This window comes from Novosphingobium sp. ST904 (assembly GCF_001298105.1).
Lineage (GTDB): Bacteria > Pseudomonadota > Alphaproteobacteria > Sphingomonadales > Sphingomonadaceae > Novosphingobium.
This window is the reverse complement of record NZ_LGJH01000155.1, coordinates 114149-132804: the sequence shown is the minus strand read 5'-3', so window position 1 is coordinate 132804 and position 18656 is coordinate 114149. Positions and strand designations below refer to the sequence as shown.

Here is an 18656-nt window from a genome sequence, read left to right as displayed (position 1 = left end):
GGAGGCAGGCCCGCCGCCCAGGTTGTATACCTAACCCGCCGCCGCTTCCTTGCGCAGCGGCAACATCAGCGAGGCGGTAGTCCCCTGCCCCGGACGGCTGTCGATATCGAAGCGGCCCCGGTGGCGCTCGACGATGTGCTTGACGATCGACAGGCCCAGCCCGGTGCCGCCCACGGCGCGGCTGCGGCTGGTGTCGGCGCGGTAGAAGCGCTCGGTCACGCGGGGAAGATGCTCCGGCGCGATACCCTCGCCGTGATCGCGCACGGTCACCAGCACCCAGCCGGTCGCGGTCGCCTCCAGGCTCACGTCCACCGGCCCGCCCGATTTGCCGTACTTCAGCGAATTGTCGATGAGATTGCGCAGGACCTGCGCAAGCTGGCCGCGATCGCCGGCGACCACCGCCTGCTCGCAGTTGGACTGCACCGCGATCTGCGCGTCGCCGCGCGCCTCACCGGCGATCTCGTTGGCGAGCGACACCATCTCCACCCGCTCGGAGGGCACCTCGTGCTTCACCGCCTCGATCCGCGAAAGCGACATGAGGTCCGAGATCAGCGCTTCCATGCGCTGGGCCTCGTGGCGAATCGTGTCGAGGAAGCGCTTGCGCACGCCTTCGTCGCCGCCCGCCTTGGGGTTGTGCAGGGTTTCGACGTAGCCCAGCACGTTGGCCAGCGGCGTGCGCAGTTCGTGGCTGGCATTGGCGACGAAATCGGCATGGGACTTGGCCACGCTGACCCGTTCGGAAAGATCGTAGAGGCTGACCAGCCGGTCCGTCGCCGAGACCACCCGGCAATCGACTTCCCAGACGCTGCCGCCGGTGGACAGCCCGCTGACGCGGGCGGTGCCGCCCTCATCGCTGAGGATCGCCGCCACGGCGCGCGGCTCGCGGATGGCGATGCGGACGTCCTGCCCCACGATATGCGCGCCCAGCAGGGCACGCGCGGCGCTGTTGGCGAAACGGACCTGGCCCCGTGAAACCATCATCGCGGGTGTCTGGAGGTGTTCGAGGAGGTGTACGCCCTCACCGGCCATGATCTATTCGCCTTCCGTCCTTCTGCGCGCCGTTCCGATCGGCGCCGATCTTTCTCCATGCCCGCGCCGGACGACAGGACAAAGACGCCCGGGCAACGAACTTGCGGAAAATCCTGCCGCGAGCCGGTGCTAAATACGTATACGGGCACTTGTTGCGTTCAATCCGTGCAAACGTGGTTGAGGTTTGCCGCGCTCTCGCCTAGCACTTCGCACGCAGTCCATGTTATGCTGCAACCGCGAAGACCAGACGTCCTGCCTGATACCCCGATCGTGACATCCTGCCACTTCCAGGATCGACTCTATCCCATGGCCGACCCTTTCTCCTCGTGTTGCATATGACTGGATTGTTGGAGGAGGAGCCCGTCGATCCCCGGCGGAAAATGACCATATAGGTGGATAACCCCCAGAAGGTGGACTGCGCCCAGTGACCAATTCCATATCGGCCCCATTCACGTCAGATCGTCTGCTCCTGTTCGGCGCCACCGGCGACCTTTCGCGCCGCATGCTCCTTCCCTCGCTCTGCGCCCTCGATGCCGAAGGCCTGCTCGACCCCAAGGTCGAGATCATCGGCACGGCCCGTTCCGACCATGACGACGCCGAGTTCCGCAATTTCGCGCGGGCCTCGCTCGAACAGTTCCTGCCCGCCGACCGGCGCGGCGGCATGGCGCGGTTCCTCAACCGCCTGTCGTACCAGACGCTCGACGCCAACCAGATGGAAGGCTTCAATGCGCTGGCAGCCAAGGTCGGACAGCCGCAGGACGGTCTCTCGATCTTCCTGTCCACCGCGCCCAGCCTGTTCGAGCCGACCATTCGCGGCCTGCAGGCCAGCGGCCTTGCCGGGGACAATGTGCGCATCGGGCTGGAAAAGCCGCTCGGCATCGATCTTGCCTCCAGCAAGGTCATCAACGACGCCGTGGCCCGCGCCTTCCCGGAAGACCGCATCTTCCGCATCGACCACTATCTGGGCAAGGAAACCGTCCAGAACCTGCTGGCGCTGCGCTTCGCCAACCTGATGTTCGAACCGCTGTGGAACGCGGCGCATATCGATCATGTGCAGATCACCGTGGCCGAAACCGTGGGCCTCGAATCGCGCGTGGCTTATTACGACGATTCGGGCGCGCTGCGGGACATGGTGCAGAACCACATGCTCCAGCTGCTCGCGCTCGTCGCCATGGAGCCGCCGGTCAGCTATGACGCCACCAGCGTGCGGGACGAAAAGGTGAAGATCCTGCGCTCCTTGCGCAAGGTTGCCGCCAACGAGACCGTCACCGGCCAGTACCGCGCCGGCGCCATCGGCGGCCAGGCCGTGCCCGGCTACGACGACGAACTGGGCAAGGATTCGAACACCGAGACTTTCGTCGCGATCAAGGCGCATATCGACAACTGGCGCTGGCAGGGCGTGCCCTTCTATCTGCGCACCGGCAAGCGCCTGCCCAAGCGCACGACCGAGATCGTCGTCCAGTTCCGCGACGTGCCGCACTCGATCTTCCATGGCAGGGGCGCCCGCACGGTGCCCAACCGCCTCGTCATCGGCATCCAGCCGAGCGAAAACATCACGCTTTCGCTCATGGCCAAGGTGCCGGGCCTCGATCGCAACGGCTTCGGCCTGCGCTCGATCCCGCTCGCCATCACCATGCCCGACGCATTCGCCGGCCCGCAGCGCCGCATCGCTTACGAGCGCCTGCTGCTGGACCTGATCGAGGGTGAGCAGACGCTGTTCGTCCGCCGGGACGAAGTGGAAGCCCAGTGGGACTGGATCGACGCCATCCGCGCCGAGTGGGAGGAACAGGCCCAGGAGCCCAAGACCTACACTGCCGGAAGCTGGGGCCCCTCCGCCGCCATCGCCCTCGCCGAGCGCGACGGCGTCACGTGGCATGAGTGACCGGGCCAGAGTAAAAAGGCCAGGGCGGGCATGACCTCGCAGCGCACCCTATATGCCAGGGTGCGCGCGTCGTCCCGCGCCCCCGTTCCCCCGCAAACCGGTGGAAGATAGATGTTGACACCGGTTACCTAAATGCCTTCAAGCCTTCGCTCGGGAGATCCTGTTGCGGCGGCTTCGGGAGGCTGAGACAAAAAGACAGACGGAAAGTGCAGGAGTAACCCCATGAGCAATCTCAGCCCGGTGGTCGCCCGCGTGACTGATCGCATTATCGAGCGGTCGAAGCCCAGCCGCGAACGCTATCTCGCCATGATCGAACGCGAAGCCGGCCGTCATTCGGACCGTTCGTTCCTTTCGTGCTCCAACCTCGCGCATGGTTTTGCGGCCAGCGGCGAAGACAAGCCCGCCATCGCCACCGGCAAGGCGATCAACGTCGGCATCGTCACCGCTTACAACGACATGCTCTCGGCCCATCAGCCCTATGGCCGCTATCCCGAGCAGATGAAGCTCTACGCCCGCGAAGTGGGCGCTACGGCACAGGTCGCAGGCGGCGTGCCCGCCATGTGCGACGGCGTGACCCAGGGCTTCGACGGCATGGAACTCTCGCTGTTCAGCCGCGACACCATCGCCCTCTCCACCGCCGTCTCGCTGAGCCATGCGATGTATGACGGCATGACCCTCCTGGGCATCTGCGACAAGATCGTGCCGGGCCTGGTCATGGGCGCGCTGCGCTTCGGCCATCTTCCGGCGGTGTTCATCCCCTCCGGCCCGATGCCCAGCGGCATCTCCAACAAGGAGAAGCAGAAGGTCCGCCAGCTCTATGCAGAGGGCAAGGTCGGCCGTGAGGAACTGCTGGCCAGCGAAAGCGCCTCCTATCACTCGGCGGGCACCTGCACGTTCTACGGCACCGCCAACTCCAACCAGATGATGATGGAGATGATGGGTCTGCACATGCCCGGCGCCGCCTTCGTGCCGCCCGGCACCTCGCTGCGTCAGGCCGTGACCCGCGCCGCCGTCCACCGCGTGACCGAGATGACCCGCAAGGGCGACGATTTCCGCCCGATGGGCCACGTCGTGGACGAGAAGGCGATCGTCAACGCCATCGTCGGCCTGCTCGCCACCGGCGGATCGACCAACCACGCCATCCACCTGCCCGCCATGGCCCGCTGCGCCGGCATCCACATCGACTGGCAGGACTTCGACGAACTGTCAGGCGCGGTGCCGCTCATCACCCGCGTCTATCCCAACGGTTCGGGCGACGTGAACCACTTCCACGCCGCCGGCGGCATGGGCTGGGTGGTGCGCGAGCTGCTCGATGCAGGGCTGGCCCATGAGGACATCCTCACCGTCTCCAGCGGCGGCATGCGCGCCTATGCCACTGAGCCGACGCTCGACGATGGCGAACTCAAGTGGAAGCCCGCGCCTGCCGTCAGCGGCGACGATTCCATGCTGAGCACGGTGGCCAAGCCCTTCCTGCCCGACGGCGGCATGCGCCTCGTTTCCGGCAACGTGGGCCGCGCCACCTTCAAGACCAGCGCGGTCGATCAGGAGCGCTGGACCATCGAGGCGCCGTGCCGCGTGTTCGAGACGCAGGAAGCCGTCATCAACGCCTTCAAGGCGGGCGAGTTGGACCGCGACGTGGTGGTGGTCGTGCGCCATCAGGGCCCGCGCGCCAACGGCATGCCCGAACTGCACAAGCTGACCCCGCCGCTCGGCGTGCTGCAGGATCGCGGCTTCAAGGTGGCGCTGGTCACTGACGGGCGCATGTCTGGCGCTTCGGGCAAGGTTCCCGCCGCGATCCACGTCACCCCGGAAGCGCTGGCCGACGGCCCGATCGCCTATCTGCAGGACGGCGATATCGTGCGCCTCTCGGCGGAAGACGGCACGCTGTCCACCACGGCGGACCTCTCCGGTCGCTCGCCCGCCCCGCTGCCCGCGCCTGCCGAAGGCATGGGCCGCGAACTCTTCGCGATGTTCCGCATGAATGCGGGCGGCGCCGAACAGGGCGGCTCCTCGATGCTGGAGGTCGCGGGACTGTGAGCGCCCAGGGAAGTACCGAACTCGTAGCCGTCGATATCGGCGGCACGCACGCACGCTTCGCGCTGGCCGCAGTCGATGGACAGGGCCAGATCACGCTGGACGAGCCGGTCACGCTCCACACCAGCGACCACGGCAGCTTCCAGCTTGCCTGGCAGGCCTTCCGTGAGCGGAACGGCGGGACAGTCCCGCCGGCGGTATCGATTGCCATCGCCGGTCCGGTCGGCGGCGACGTGATCCGTTTCACCAACAACCCGTGGATCATCCGCCCCGGCCTGATCCCCGAAAAGCTGGGCGTGGAACGCTACACCGTGGTCAACGACTTCGCGGCGGTGGCCTATGCCGTGGCGCTGGCGCCGGAAGACCAGTTCCTGCATCTGGCCGGGCCGGACGTGCCGCTGCCGGTATCGGGCACGCTCAGCGTGCTCGGCCCGGGCACCGGGCTTGGCGTGGCGCACTTGTGGCGCAACGGCCTGCCCCACGGCCAGGGCGGGTTCTACCACGTGCAGGCGACCGAAGGCGGCCATACCGACTATGCGCCGCTGGACCTGATCGAGGACGCGATCCTCGCCCGTCTGCGCAAGCGGCACAACCGCGTCTCCACCGAGCGCGTCGTCTCCGGCCCCGCCATCGTCGACATCTACCAGACGCTCGCCGCCATGGAGAACCGCGCGATTCACGATATGACCGACGTCGATATCTGGACTGCAGGCACCAATCTTTCCGACCCGCTGGCCGCCGCCGCCGTCGACCGTTTCTGCCTGGCACTCGGCAGCGCGGCGGGTGACTGCGCGCTGGCGCACGGCGCCAGCGGCGTCGTGATCGCCGGCGGGCTCGGCTACCGTATCCGCGAAACCATTCTGTCCTCGGGCTTTGCCGAGCGTTTCTGCGCCAAGGGCCGCTTTGCCGGCATGATGGCGCAGATGCCGGTCAAGCTCATCACCCATCCGCAGCCCGGCCTGTTCGGCGCGGCTGCCGCCTATGTCAGGGAGCACGTTCAATGAGCAGCCCGTCCGAAGCCGTCGAAAAGGTCATGCGTCTGGCCCCGGTGATCCCGGTGCTGGTGATCGAGGATATCGAACACGCCCTGCCGATCGCCGAAGCGCTCGTCGCGGGCGGGTTGCCCGCGCTCGAAGTGACGCTGCGCACCGAATGCGCGATCGAGGCGATCAAGGTGATGAAGCAGGTTCCCGGCGCCGTGGTCGGCGCGGGCACCGTGCTTTCGCCCGACGACCTGAAGCGCTCCATCGATGCGGGCGCCGAATTCATCGTCTCGCCCGGCCTCACCCCGATGCTGGCCGAAGCCGCCTACAAGACCGGAATCCCGTTCCTGCCCGGCACCGCCAATGCCAGCGACGTGATGTTCGCACTGGAATGCGGGTTCGACCGGCTGAAGTTCTTCCCCGCCATGGCGGCGGGCGGTCCTCCGGCCCTGAAGGCGATCTCTGCCCCGCTGTTCAAGGCCAAGTTCTGCCCGACCGGCGGGGTGACGCCTGAAAACGCCCCCGAATGGCTGGCGCTTGATGCCGTGCTCTGCGTCGGCGGCAGCTGGATGGTGCCCAAGGGCAAGCCCGATGTGGCGAAGATCGAGGCGGCCGCCCGCCTCGCCGCGGGGCTCCCGCGATGACGGGCGCGGCGCTGACCACGGTCGACGATCTCGACCGCCGCCTTCAGGAACTCCATGTCCTGACCGCCCAGCACGCCGCTCTACAATCCGGTTTTCCAGCTGGGGCTCGAATTGTCGCGCCAGCTGGAAAACGGCGAAATGGGCCTCGACCAGATCGAGGCCCTCGTCGCCGAGATGGAGTGCGAGGGGCTGCGCGCCCGCGCCGCGCGGCTTGACCGCATGCTCGCCCCCATCGCCACGGCCGAAAACGAAAAGCGGCTCGACGAAGCCGCCAGCGAAGAAGACTTCACCGCCTTCGCCGTGCGCTGGCAGCGCCCCGCCGCCCATGTCGTCTTCACCGGGCACCCTACTTTCCTGCTCTCCACCGCCCAGACCGAAGCCGTGACTCACGCCGCCTCCACCGGCGATCACAGCGAGGCCACCGTCTGCGCCGCCTCGCCCGACCGTGATACGATCACGCTCGATTACGAGCACGGCAAGGCGATGGAGGCGATCGCGCGCGGCCAGAAGGCCCGCGACCGTATCAACGAACGCCTGTTCGACATTGCCGCCGCCCGCTGGCCCAAGCGCTGGAAGGGCCTGAACCCCATGCCCGTGCGCTTCGCCTCGTGGGTGGGCTACGACATGGACGGGCGCACCGATATCGGCTGGTCCACCTCGATCCGCTACCGGCTGGAGGAAAAGGCACAGCGTCTTGCCGGCTATGCCGCGATGCTGGAACATGCAGCCCCGGACACCGCAGCCAGGCTGGCCCGCGCCGGCACGCTCGCCGGGGACATGGCCGCGCACTTCGCGCAGGACTTCTCCTCGCCAGAGCGCTGTCGGAAGCAGCCAACGCGCTCACCGCCGAACATCCCGACAAGCTCGTCAGCCTTGAAGGCATCGTGAGCGACCTCGAATACGAAGCGCGCCACGCCGATCAGGACCAGGCCCGCACACTGCTGGTCGCCGCCGCCGCCATGCGGGCGGACGGGCTTGGCATGGGCTGGATCCACTTCCGCGTGAACGCCTCGCAGCTCCAGAACGCGATCCGCCTGCGTATCGACCCGGAAGGCAAGCTGAACCTCGCCAGCCAGGCCGCGCTGGTCCGCACGCGCGAGCTGCTGGCCGAAGTCCGCCCGCTCAGGTCGAACTTCGCCGCACTCGCCATCGAGAATTCCACCGCCGTGCGCCAGTTCCTGGCGATGGCGCAGATCCTCGCCCATATCGACGCGGATGCGCCGATCCGCATGCTCGTGGCCGAGTGCGAGGAGCCCACCACGATCCTCGCCGCGCTCTACTTCGCGCGGATGTTCGGGATCGACGAGAAAGTCGACGTCTCGCCGCTGTTCGAGACGGAAAGCGCGCTGGAGCATGGCGGCCGCTTCATCGACGCGGTGCTGGCAGAACCCGCCTACCGCGAATATGCCCACAAGCGCGGCCGCGTCTCGATCCAGACCGGCTTCTCGGACGCGGGCCGCTTCGTCGGGCAAGTTCCCGCCGCGCTCGCCATCGAGCGACTGCAGGGCCGCCTTTCCGAAGCCATGGTGGCGAACGGCCTCACCGACGTTTCGGCGCTGATCTTCAACACCCACGGCGAATCGATGGGCCGCGGCGCGCATCCCTCCAGCCTCAAGGACCGGTTCGACTGGCCGATGAGCCCCTGGGCCCGCCGCCGCTTCCTGCGCGCGGGCATCCGGCTGGAGCCCGAAGTCTCGTTCCAGGGCGGTGACGGTTATCTCTGGTTCGGGTCGGACGAACTGGCGCTCGCCACGCTCACCCGCATGGCCGAAATGCCGCTGTGGGGCGCCGACGCCGAAGCGCCGACCGACCTGTTCTATCGCCGCACCGACCTCAGCCTCGATTTCTACCGCGCCATTCGCGGCGTGCAGCACGAGCATCTGGAAAGCAGCACTTACAGTCGCGCGATCACGGCCTTCGGTCTGGGGCTGCTCAACGATACCGGCAGCCGCAAGTCGCGCCGCCAGTCGGACCTTGCGGCCGACCGCTCGATGAGCCTGCGCCAGATCCGCGCGATCCCGCACAACGCGATCCTCCAGCAACTGGGCTATCCGGTGAACGTGATCGCCGGGATCGGCACCGCGTCCGACGGCAACCGCGAGGAAGTGGCCGCCCTGCTGCGCGAAAGCGAGCGCGGGCAGCAGTTGATGCGGCTTGCCCGGCATGCCAACGCGCTGGCCTCGATCAAGACGGTGGCGGCCTATGGCGAACTGTTCAACTCGGCCTACTGGGCCAGCCGCCCCTATCGCGGCGACGAGCAGCACATCGCGGGGGCTTGCCTCAAGCTGGCCGAATACCTGACCAAGGATGACCGCACCGGCGTCTATCGCCGCCTCGCCTCGCGCCTCAGGGTCGATGCGATGAAGCTGCACTTCCTGCTCGACCTGCTGCCGAACGAAGCACCGCTGCCGGACCGCGAGCATACCCGCCGCAGCCTGGGCGTACTGCAATCGCTGCGGATCGCCTTGTTCAAGCACATGTTCCTGCGTGTGGTCATGGTGCCGCAGTTCAGCCGCGCGAACGATATCAGCCGCGACGACGTGCTGGAGATGTTCTTCACCCTGCGTGTCGAGGATGGCCTCGCCCAGCTTCGCCGCGCCTTCCCGACGAGCTTCCCCTCGATCGACGATTTCAAGGTGGAACTGCCAAGCGATTATCCGGATTCAAGCGCGACCGGATATACCCCTATCCACCGCGACTACATCGATCCGATCGCACGCTCCTATGCGCTTTCACTGCGGATCACCACGCGCTGGCGAACGAGTTCGGCGCCCACGGGTAAAGGAACATGGTGCCCCCGCTCATCCGGGCGGGGGCATGAGCTTCGCTAGCCCAGGGCCTTTTCCACAGTGGAAACGGCCTGCTCTATCGAAGTGCTGCGCGAACAGCGTCCGTCGCAGCGATCGTCCTGCGACTTGAGAGTTTCGAGTATTCGCTCTGCCGCCGGCCTATTACCCAGTTGAATTTCCGAAAGCGCAAGGCCCGTCATGGCGCCGGCATGCCGCGTTTTCCGGCTCATCAGCACGGACTTGAAATAGGTCCGGGCCGACGCCGACTGGCCTGTGCCGAGCGAGGAAACGCCCTTCAGGAAATAGGTCTCGCTATTGTTCGAGCGGTGGACGAGATCAGTCAATATCCGGTCTGCTTCGGCATATTTGCCTTCCGCAAGTAGAGTGCGCGCCAGCGTCATTTGCGGACCGGCGCCTCGTCCCGGCCCGGAGAAGGCAGGCTGCATCGGAATGCCGGAAAAGGCTGGAACGCCCGGAGACCGATCCGCTCCGGCGGACAATGCGCCCGACTGAAGAACTTGAGAAAAGGCAGGCGTGGAAACGAGAGCCGCTGCCGCAAGCAAAATAGCCAGGCGCATATGCACATCCGTTCAACAATATGAAAAAACGTAACATCGCGCCATCAGAGCGGTCAACGCTCCCCGTACGCAGCATTGATTTGTAAAAAAACAGTGCATCTCCCGCACTGCGCTTCACATCACGCCATCAGCTTCAAAAGCCCCTCGATCTCGCAGGTCGCGAAGCCGACTGTACTGTCGGAAATACCATATGGCAGAAGCAGCCGTTCCCCCACCTTGAGCGCACCGCATGTATAGACCACGTTGGGCACGTAGCCCGAACGATCCGCGTTTTCGGCGGTCAGCACCGGCTCCGTCGTGCGCGCCAGCACTTTCGACGGGTCCTTGAGGTCGAGCAATGCGCAGCCGAGCGCGTATTTGCGCATCGCGCCGACACCGTGCGTGAACAGCAGCCAGCCATGCTCGGTGGGGATCGGGCTGCCGCAATTGCCGATCTGGATGAATTCCCAGGGGTACTTCGGCCCCATCAGCAGAACGCCGTCATCATCCCAGATGTCGAGCGAGTCGGACCGGAGCAGGAACAGGTTCTTGCCGTCCTGCCTGCCGACCATGGCGAACTGGCCGTCGATCTTCTGCGGGAACAGCGCCATGCCCTTGTTGCGGCCCGCCCTGCCCCGGATCGGTTCCAGTTCGAACGCCCGGAAATCGCGGGTCCGCAGCAGTTCGGAGCGAATGGAGCTGCCGGAATAGGCGGTGTAAGTGCCCACCCATTCGTAATCCCCGTCCCCATGGTCGAACCGCACGAGGCGCAGGTCTTCCAATCCTCCGCGCTGTTGCTCGGTGATGGGGAAGATCACGGTGTTGGACAGGCTGGACTCCGGATGGCGATGGACCGCCACCGTGCCGTCGGCATCGACCTCGCCTTCCTCGTCGAGTTCGACCGAGGTAGCGAAAGAGGCCTGCGGCCAGAGACAGAACGTCCCGTCGGCCTCGGCTATGCCCTCGCGAAAGGCGATGGAACTGATGTGGCCTTCGCCCACCGCCCGCAGCGACATGATGAAGCGCACCGCGCCGTCCTGCATGCCCGACTGGTCAGGCGCAGGCACGATCGAGGGATTCATCAGCGCCGCCGCCGCGAACGTGTATTCGTGGCAGAAATAGGCCCCGATCAGGCGCTGGCGGGTTTCCGAAAATTGCCCCGGATCGAGTTCGAGGTTCGCCGCGACCTCCAGAAAGCGGTCGGCGAATATATTCTCGGTCTGCCAGTGGCGTTCCTTGAAATCGCGCAAGACGCGTTCGTATTCGGAAGCAACCTGCTCCTCGCTGAGGCCCGCGATATCTTCCACCAGCTTGTTGGCACGGCCGCCGGGCGCGTTCTTGCCCTGCCAGCCAAGGTGGAACGGACGCAGCACGACTCGTGCCGGATCGGCATAGAGGCGAGTCTCGAAGACATGGAGCGGTTCAGACCAGACGTTCTCGGGCCGATTCAAGCAATCCTCCTCCACGTCCGAGCGGTGCCGACACGGCAAGCTCGGCCAGAGCATAGTGCGAAAGTTGGAAGGCGAGAATGGATTCCGCGCCGCAATTGCCGTTCACTCCCCTCGGCGTGACCCCATCGCGGCATCGGCCCGTCGCAATGTCGGCCAGAACGACGCCGCGGTCGTTGCCGCCGAAGAACCAGCGCCAGGCCGTCATCGCATGTTCCGTCCAGAACGCACCGTTGGTGGCGCGCCATGCGCTGGCCGCCGCCTCGATCGCGGCCTGCGCTTCCAGCGGCTGCTGGTCGAACGGCAGATAGCTGTGCGGCTTGTGGAAGCTCTCCGAACCGATCGGCCGGAACTGCCCCCGCGCGGAAAGCTGCTGGCGGCAGATCCACTCCAGCGTTTCGAGCCCGGCGCCGATCCATGCTTCCTGGCCCAGCGCCAGCCCGGCCTCGATCAAGGCCTGCGGGAGGCGCGGATTATCGTAGCCGAGCACGGCCTCGAACCAGGCCCAGTCCGGCCGCCGACCGTGGCCGAGCAGCCGCATCAGGAAGTCGCCGCCCTCGCGCACGCAGGCGATGGCCGCCTGATGCTGCGGATGGCGGCGCAGCACGGCGCAGGCGCCGAGCATGGTGAAAGCCTTGGCGCGCGGCGCGTCCACGTCCGCCAGCGAGGGGAGCACAGTGTCGAAGAGTTGCAGGCCCCACTCCGCCAGCCCCTGATCCCCGGCCCGCTCGGACGTCTGGCCGAGCGCCCAGACGGCGCGGCCGTTCGAATCCTCGGAACCCTCGTCCTCGCACCATGACCGGTCGAAGCGCATGAAGTTGCGGAAGCGCCCGGCATCCGGGTTCCAGGCGAACTGCACGAAGGACGCGTAAGCCAGGCTCCATTTCATCCGCTCGCCCACCGGCAGCCCCCGCGCCACGTTCATGAGCATGAGCGCGCGGGCATTGTCGTCGAGGCAATAGCCATGGCGGCGATCGGGCACCACGCCGATGGAATGCTGGAGCATGCCGGTGGCATCGCTCATGGCGAGAATGGCGGAAAGGCCCGGCGTCGCGGTGATCGGCGGCAGCGCGGGATCGGGCGCGCGGGCGCGGGATACCAGCCGCACGCTGGCATCGGCGAACCGGGGCCAGATCATCTCCCGTCCCCGCACCCAGGCGCGGCGTTGCAGCGCGGCGAGTTCATCGGGATCGTCGAGCAGCGCCGTCACGGCCTCGGCGATCGCCTCGCTGGAGCCGGGCTCGATCAGCTTGCCGATATCCTCGCCCAGCAGTTCGCGCGCATGAACGTAAGGCGTGGAAACCACGGCCTTGCCCAGCGCAACGGCGTAGCTGAGCGTGCCCGAGGTCGACTGCTGCAGCCCCGGATAGGGCGTAAGATAGATGTCGCAGGATTCGAGCTGGTCAAGCAGGTCGTCGGTTTCGAGGAAGCGGTTTTCCCACGCGATGTGGTCCGCCACGCCCAGTTCGGCGGCGAGCGCCTCCAGTTCCTCGCGGTAAGCCTCACCCTCTCGTGCGACGAGATTGGGGTGCGTGGCGCCGACGATGCGATAGACCACCTCGGGATGCCGCGCGACGATCGCCGGCAGCGCGCCGATGGCATGTTCCAGCCCCTTGCCGCGTCCGAGCAGGCCGAAGGTCATCAGCACCTTGCGATCAGACAGGCCCTGACGCGCCTTGAATTCCTCGTGCCGACCGAACGGCCGGTCCGGCGCGCCATGCTCGATCACCTCGACGATGCGGGACGGCACCTCGTAACGGCTTTCCAGCAGATCGCGGGAACGGCGTGACATGACCATGATCCGCGAAGCCCGCGAGACCAGATGCCGCATGATCGCGTCCTGCCGCTCCGAAGGTTCGGACAGGACGGTATGCAAGGTAAGGACGAGAGGCGCAGCAAGGCGGTCCACGAAATCGAGCACCATCTCGCCGTCCGGCCCGCCGAAGATACCGTATTCGTGCTGGACCCATACCGCATCCACCCCGGATTCGTTGATCTGCCGAGCGGCGCGGGCATAGTCCTGGGGATCGTTGCAGGTGATGGTACCGGCGACGTGGCGATAATCGAGCGGCAGCGCCGGATCGTCGAGGGCATGGACCTCTACCGCCACTTCCGGGTGATGTTCGCGCAGCTTTTCGAAGATATCGGTCGTAAACGTCGCGATTCCGCACTTGCGAGGCGCGAAATTGCCGACAAGCGCAATACGCAACAGTTCCTCCCCCTTGGGAGGCAATGCCGGCGGAGTAACTTCGAAAATCGAACGTATCTTGTCTGAGCCCGATTTCTGGCCGGGTTCATCGTCACGAGGCATCAGGTTCATGCGCACCCCGTCTGCATAATGGAGGAGATTGCTTGCTCAATTCGCGAGCATGGCATGAGTTTCCCGCTGCACTGCAAAAAACTTCACATAACGCGCCAAAACGGTGCCAAATGGCGACCTGCCGAACGAACCGCGTCCCTGCGTTCACATCTGCACGGTCGCGACTCGGAATCGTGCTGCACTTGCTGCCTAAAAGTATAGACAAAAAAGCGCCGCTTACCCCTGGGCGGCATGGACTTACCCATGGCCGTTTCCTATGTCGTTCCATAACGCGCAACAGAGAAACGACGGGAACCGATGCCCTCTGCCTCCAGCCTTTTCGCGAACCGGGACCAGATGCTGTACCGGCTGCTTTCCGCGGTCGTCGGCGAACAGCCGGCAACCCTTGCCCTGACCACTCTTGCCATCGATCCCGCGCTTGCCGGCACCGGAGACAGCGCCAGTCGCGCGCAAGTCGCGATGGCGCTCAACGCGGCGCTGTTCGTGGACCTGCTGGACCGCGTGCCAACCGCGGACCGCTATGTGCAATCGATCCGCGACGCGGGCGAAGCCATCGTGTTCGACCATGGCGCGCTTCGCACGATCGACGGCGAGACCGGCGAACTCCCGCGCGGGCATGAAGCGTTCGCCCGCTTCCTCGCGCCGCTGGGCTATGAAGTGGGCGGCCTCTATCCGCTTCCCGCGCTGAAAATGACCGGGCGCGCCTATGTCCAGCGCGATTTGCCCGAAACGATCCCCCAGTTCTTCGTTTCGGAACTCCACGTTTCGGAACTGCCCGAAGCCGCACAGACCGCCTGCGCCAATGTGTTCGGCACGTCGGCCGATCCGCTGGGCACGGCCGAATGGCAGGCGCTCGGTGCCCTGTCCGAACATGGCGAAGCCAGCTTCGACGAGGCCGTCACCGCCCTCAAGGGCGCGCTGGCCGCTTTCGGGCGCCAGCACGAACCGCCCGCCCTTGCGGATTACGAGGTGCTGCTGCCCGCCACCAAGGAAGGGGCCTGGATCGCCACGGAAGGCAACGCCTTCAACCATGCCACGACCCGCGTTGCGAACGTGATCGCGCTGGCCGAGGAACTGAGGGAGGACGGCTATCCGATGAAGCCTTCGGTCGAGATTTCCCGGAACGGCCGCGTGCGCCAGACCGCGATCCTTGCCGACAAGGTGGTCCGCCCCTTCCGCGAGGCGGACGGCGCCGAAGTGCCGCTGCCAGTGCCGGGGTCGTTCTACGAATTCATCACCCGCGATATCGATCCGGAAACCGGCAAGCTCGATCTCACTTTCGATTCCGGCAATGCCACCGGAATCTTCGCCGTCACGAGGAACGCATGAGCCAGCTCCGGTCCTACGATCCGGCGAGCGGTGCGCTCGTCTGGGAGGGTGAGATCGCCACCCCGGAAGCCGTGAACGCCGCGCTCGCCCGCGCCCGCGCGGCCTTCCCCGGCTGGGCCTCGCTTCCCGTCGCCGCGCGCGTCGAGGCGGCACAGCGGTTCAAGGCCGTGCTCGAAGCCCGCAAGGAGGCGATTGCCGAGACGATCTCGCGCGAGACCGGCAAGCCGCTCTGGGAAACCCGCACCGAACTGGCCTCGATGATCGGCAAGGTCGGCATCTCGATCGCCGCACAGGCCGAGCGTGCCGGCGAGAAGCGCAGCGACATGCCGTTCGGACAGGCCGTTCTGCGCCACCGCCCGCACGGCGTCATGGCGGTGCTCGGGCCGTTCAACTTCCCCGGCCACTTGCCGAACGGCCACATCGTTCCTGCCCTGCTGGCGGGGAACGCCGTGGTCTTCAAGCCCTCGGAAATGACCCCCGCGACCGGGCAGGCCATGGCCGATGCCTGGGCCGAAGCGGGGCTGCCCGAAGGCGTGTTCCAGATTGTCCACGGAGCCCGCGAAACCGGCGAGGCGCTGGTCGCCGGACATATCGACGGACTGCTGTTCACCGGCTCGGCAGGCGCGGGTGCGCATTTCCGGCGGGTCTTCGCTGATCGGCCCGATGTGATCCTGGCCCTCGAACTCGGCGGCAACAACCCGCTGGTGGTCTGGGACGGCGACGTCGATGAAGCCGCCTCGGTCATCGTCCAGTCGAGCTTCATCACCACCGGCCAGCGCTGCTCCTGCGCCCGCCGCGTCATCGTGCCGGACAGCCCGTTCGGTGCCGCGCTCGTCGATGCCGTCGGCGCATTGGCGGACCGGATCGCGATCGGCGAATGGAACGAGACGCCCGAACCCTGGATCGGCCCGCTGATCTCGGAAGCCGCCGCCGAGGCCGCGATCGACCGGTTCGCCGAACTCGCCGCGCGCGGTGCCAGGATCGTCCGCCCGTTCGGCGGCGTGGCAGGCCGCAGCGGCGCCTTCGTCACCCCCGGCATGATCGACGTGACCGGGATCGCGGTGCCGGACGAGGAAATCTTCGCCCCGGTGATCCAGATCACCGCGCGCCAGACTTCAACGCCGCCATGGCCGCCGCCAACGCGACCCGCTTCGGCCTCTCCGCCGGGCTTGTCAGCGCCGATGACGCCCTGTGGGACCGCTTCGTGCTGGAAAGCCGCGCCGGCGTGGTCAACCGCAACCGCCCCACCACGGGCGCTGCAGGCTCGATGCCGTTCGGCGGCCTGGGCGACAGCGGCAATCACCGGCCGAGCGCCTATTACGCGGCCGACTACTGCGCCTATCCGGTCGCCAGCTTCGAGGCGGCAACGGTTGCCGGCAACAGCGGCGCACTCACCGGCAAGCTGCGCTGATGGCGGGCCTGACCGGAGCCGAACAGGAACTGCTCGCCCCGGTCGCGCGTGCACCGATCCTCGCCCACACGCTGGACTGGGCGGCGATCAACAGCGGCACCGCCCATGTCGAGGGGCTGGCGGCGATGGCCGCGCGCCTTGCCGATGCCTTCGCGATCCTGCCGGGCGATGTCCGGCTGGTCGATCCCGCCCCGGTCGAAAAAGTCGACGCGCAGGGCCGGCTCCGCGAAGTCGTCCATGGCCGCCATCTGGTGGTCTCCGTGCGCCCGCAGGCCGAACGGCGCGTGATCCTCACCGGCCACATGGACACCGTCTACCCACGCGAACATCCGTTCCAGACTTGCGACTGGCTGGACGACAACACGCTTCACGGCCCCGGCACCGCCGACATGAAAGGCGGCCTCGCGCTGATGCTGGCGGGACTTGCCGCCTACGAACGATCCGGGCCGACGCTGGGCTACGACGTCCTCGTCAACAGCGACGAGGAGACCGGTTCGCTCTCCTCCGCCGCCCTGATCGCCGGTCTGGCGAAGGACAAGCTGGCGGCGCTGACCTATGAACCCGCGCTGCCCGGCGGGCAGATGGCGCGGGCGCGGCCCGGTTCGGGCAACTACGCGGTCGTCGTTCAAGGCCGCTCAGCCCACGCCGGGCGCAATCCCGAGGACGGGCGCAATGCGGTGGTCGCGGCCGGCGACCTCGCCCTGCGGCTTGCCGCGATGCGGCGCCCGGGCCTTTCCGTGAACCCCGCCAGGATCGAAGGCGCGCCCCTAACAATACCGTGCCGGACCTTGCGATCCTGCACTTCAACATGCGCCCCGCCACCCCCGAACTCGCCGCCGAGGCGCAGGCCCTGATCGATGCCATGGTGGCCGAAGTGACCGCCATCCACGACGTGCATGTCCACCTGCACGGTCACGTCTCGCGCCCGCCCAAGGCGATCTCCACGGGGACCGAGGCGCTCTACGGCCTCGTCAGCAAGGCCGCCGCCGACCTGGGACAGCCGATGAGCTGGAAGGACACCGGCGGCGTGTGCGACGGCAACAATATCGCCGCCTGCGGTGTGCCGGTGCTCGACACCATGGGCGCGCTGGGCGGCGCCATCCATTCGCCCGACGAATTCCTGCTGGCCGATTCCCTCGATGCCCGCGCCCGCCTCACCGCCCTGGTCCTGCACCGTCTGGACCGCACCGGAGTACTTGCCGCATGACGTTCCTCCTGCGCACCGCACAGGAAAAGGACCTTGAAGCCCTTTACCGCATGGCCAAGGGCACCGGGGGAGGCTTCACCAATCTCCCGCCAGACAAGCCGACACTCGAAGCCAAGCTCACCCGCACCGCGAAGAGCTTCGCGCGCGAGAGCGACGAGATCGCCAACGATCTCTTCGTATTCATTCTCGAGGACACCGAATCCGGCAAAGTGCGCGGCACCTGCCAGGCGTTCTCGCAAGTCGGCACCGAACTGCCGTTCTATTCCTATCGCATCGGCCGCATCACCCAGCATTCCAAGGAGCTGGACCGCACGTTCCGCGCCGACATGCTGACCCTCTGCACCGATCTCGACGGCGCGAGCGAAGTGGGCGGGCTCTATCTCGACGCCACCGAGCGTTCGGCGGGCGTGGGGAAACTGCTCGCCCGGAGCCGCTACCTGTTCATCCGGATGCACCGTGCGCGGTTCGGCGACACCACGCTGGCCGAACTGCGCGGCGCCATCGACGATGCCGGCAACTCCCCGTTCTGGGACGGGCTCGCCGGGCGCTTCTTCGACATGAGCTTCCGCGATGCCGACGAATTCAACGCCAAGCACGGCAACCAGTTCATCGCCGACCTCATGCCCAAGCATCCGATCTACACCGCGCTCCTTTCCGAAGCCGCGCGGCAGGTCATGGGCCAGCCGCACTATTCGGGCCGTCCGGCGATGCGGATGCTGGAAAACGAGGGCTTCGCCTTCCAGAATTACGTCGACATCTTCGACGGCGGGCCGACCATGATCGCCCGCACCGATCACATCCGCACCGTGCAGGAAGCCCGCACGGCGCCGATCACCGCGCTGGTGGAGGATGACGGAACCGAGGCCAGCCACCTCGTCGCCACCGGCCATCTCGCCACGTTCCGCGCCTGCCTCGGCCATGTCGACACGGCGGATGGCGGCGTCGTGCTGGACAGTGCGGCGGCAGCCCTGCTCGGCGTCGCGCCGGGCGACACGATCACTTACGCCAGCGCCTGAGGCCCTT

The 18656-nt window shown here is 66.7% G+C and carries 10 protein-coding genes and 3 pseudogenes; 9 read left to right on the top strand and 4 right to left on the bottom strand.

The genetic code is table 11. From position 1 onward, the window contains the following. Positions 1–30 precede the first annotated feature (30 nt). Positions 31–1029 (bottom strand): cell wall metabolism sensor histidine kinase WalK, encoded by a 999-nt coding sequence (locus ADT71_RS19050; RefSeq protein ID WP_054439320.1) that lies wholly within the window; start codon positions 1027–1029, stop codon positions 31–33. Between the two features lie 424 nt (positions 1030–1453). Here ADT71_RS19050 and zwf point away from each other — a divergent pair, with 424 nt between their 5' ends. From zwf to ADT71_RS19025, 5 genes and pseudogenes are all read left to right on the top strand, one after another. Further along, positions 1454–2911 carry a glucose-6-phosphate dehydrogenase gene (zwf, locus tag ADT71_RS19045; RefSeq protein WP_255351673.1) on the top strand — a complete coding sequence of 486 codons (1458 nt, stop codon included), beginning with the start codon at positions 1454–1456 and terminating at the stop codon, positions 2909–2911. A gap of 222 nt (positions 2912–3133) precedes the next feature. After that, a complete protein-coding gene (edd, locus tag ADT71_RS19040) occupies positions 3134–4948 on the top strand; it encodes a phosphogluconate dehydratase (protein WP_054439318.1) in 1815 nt (604 codons plus the stop codon). Beyond that, positions 4945–5949, top strand: coding sequence for an ROK family protein (locus tag ADT71_RS19035; protein ID WP_054439316.1), 1005 nt, complete (start codon positions 4945–4947; stop codon positions 5947–5949). The genes edd and ADT71_RS19035 overlap by 4 nt, the downstream gene beginning before the upstream one ends. Then, positions 5946–6572, top strand: coding sequence for a bifunctional 4-hydroxy-2-oxoglutarate aldolase/2-dehydro-3-deoxy-phosphogluconate aldolase (gene eda / locus ADT71_RS19030; protein WP_054439314.1), 627 nt, complete (start codon positions 5946–5948; stop codon positions 6570–6572). The genes ADT71_RS19035 and eda overlap by 4 nt, the downstream gene beginning before the upstream one ends. Next, a pseudogene (locus tag ADT71_RS19025) lies at positions 6569–9354 on the top strand (phosphoenolpyruvate carboxylase). The gene eda and the pseudogene ADT71_RS19025 overlap by 4 nt, the downstream one beginning before the upstream one ends. A gap of 45 nt (positions 9355–9399) precedes the next feature. Here ADT71_RS19025 and ADT71_RS19020 read toward each other — a convergent pair. From ADT71_RS19020 to ADT71_RS19010, 3 genes are all read right to left on the bottom strand, one after another. Next, a complete protein-coding gene (locus ADT71_RS19020) occupies positions 9400–9762 on the bottom strand; it encodes a tol-pal system YbgF family protein (protein WP_054439312.1) in 363 nt (120 codons plus the stop codon). Positions 9763–10058: 296 nt separating this feature from the next. Then, entirely contained in the window at positions 10059–11369 is a 1311-nt protein-coding gene (locus tag ADT71_RS19015; protein ID WP_054439310.1) for a glycoside hydrolase family 130 protein, read from the bottom strand. Further along, the gene (locus ADT71_RS19010; RefSeq protein ID WP_082370450.1) at positions 11341–13686 is read right to left on the bottom strand and encodes a glycosyltransferase family 4 protein; all 2346 of its coding nucleotides are present in this window, start codon (positions 13684–13686) and stop codon (positions 11341–11343) included. Before ADT71_RS19010 ends, ADT71_RS19015 begins: the two co-directional genes overlap by 29 nt. A 297-nt stretch (positions 13687–13983) precedes the next feature. On the opposite strand from ADT71_RS19010, the gene ADT71_RS19005 reads away from it, so the two are divergent. The 4 genes and pseudogenes from ADT71_RS19005 (at position 13984) to ADT71_RS18990 (ending at position 18649) form a co-directional block, all read left to right on the top strand. Then, positions 13984–15015: a 2-oxoadipate dioxygenase/decarboxylase family protein gene (locus ADT71_RS19005; RefSeq protein WP_054439308.1), complete on the top strand. Its 1032-nt coding sequence runs from the start codon at positions 13984–13986 to the stop codon at positions 15013–15015. Continuing rightward, positions 15012–16426, top strand: a pseudogene (astD, locus tag ADT71_RS19000) (succinylglutamate-semialdehyde dehydrogenase). The gene ADT71_RS19005 and the pseudogene astD overlap by 4 nt, the downstream one beginning before the upstream one ends. After that, a pseudogene (locus ADT71_RS18995) lies at positions 16426–17633 on the top strand (hydrolase). Before astD ends, ADT71_RS18995 begins: the two co-directional pseudogenes overlap by 1 nt. Further along, on the top strand, positions 17630–18649 hold the full coding sequence (locus ADT71_RS18990) for an arginine N-succinyltransferase (RefSeq protein WP_054439306.1): 1020 nt from the start codon (positions 17630–17632) through the stop codon (positions 18647–18649). The pseudogene ADT71_RS18995 and the gene ADT71_RS18990 overlap by 4 nt, the downstream one beginning before the upstream one ends. Positions 18650–18656: the final 7 nt, after the last annotated feature.